The sequence below is a fragment of the Rhodococcus sp. ENV425 genome, from assembly GCF_002887785.1.
Lineage (GTDB): Bacteria > Actinomycetota > Actinomycetes > Mycobacteriales > Mycobacteriaceae > Rhodococcus > Rhodococcus aetherivorans.
The window spans coordinates 1-877 of record NZ_PCZU01000293.1 but is presented as its reverse complement, the minus strand read 5'-3'; the positions used below and the strand labels follow the sequence as shown (position 1 = coordinate 877).

Genomic DNA, 877 nt, shown 5'->3' with positions numbered 1-877 from the left:
CCGCCACCAGGCGGGCGCCGCCCCAACCGGCCGCCCACAGGGCGCCGGTGAGCAGCGCCGTCACCACCACACCGCCGTCCACCACCGCACTCGCCGTCGCCAGCAACGCGTCCTGCGGCACCGCCCGCGCCGCGGCGTCGGTCAGACCCAGCGCCGAATCCGTCAGGAAGGACCGCGGGGTGCTCACCGCGTCGCGCAACAGCAGGTAACCGGGGGAGACGAGCAGCGGCCCGAGCACCACGACCGCCAGGGCCAGGCTGTAGAGGGCCGGGACAGCGGGACGCAGCGACACCGGCCTGGGCATGGCCGCACAATACCCAGCCCGCCCCGGCACCCCGGTCCGGATCCGGTGCCTCGCCGCCCGCACCCGGCGGCGTGCAACCATGGTCCGATGCCGCGACCTGAGACGCCGCGCTCGGCCACCGGAACCACCGTCGCCGGGATGACGATGGTGACCGCCGGGGCCATGACCGCCAGCCTGGCCTCCTACCTGCTGCACCTGCCGGCCGCCCAGTGGCTCGGCCCCGCGGGGTACGGCGAGTTCGCCGGCCTGCTGGCCGCCCAGTTGGTGCTGGCCGTGCCGGCGCTCGCGCTGCAGACGGTCGTCGCCCGGGAGACCGTGCTCGGTGCCGGCACCGCGTCCCTGCGCCGTCTCGGGTACCGCTGCGCCGGCCTCGCCGGGTTCGTCGCGCTGGCCGTCGTGCCGCTCGTCGCGTGGGCCCTCGACACCAGCGTCGCCGGTGCCCTCGGCTCGCTCGTCACCGCGCCGCTGCTGGTGCTGCTCGCCGCCGAGCAGGGCCTGCTGCAGGGGCGGGGACGGTTCGGCGCGCTCAGTGTCGTCCTCGCCGCGGCCGGCGTGGCGAAGGTCGTGCCCGCC

At 76.9% G+C, this 877-nt stretch carries 2 pseudogenes; one reads left to right on the top strand and one right to left on the bottom strand.

The window, feature by feature from the left end:
• Positions 1–304: pseudogene (locus CQZ88_RS32050) on the bottom strand (hypothetical protein); the annotation flags it as partial.
• 87 nt (positions 305–391) lie between these two features.
• Here CQZ88_RS32050 and CQZ88_RS27795 point away from each other — a divergent pair.
• Positions 392–877, top strand: a pseudogene (locus CQZ88_RS27795) (polysaccharide biosynthesis protein); the annotation flags it as partial.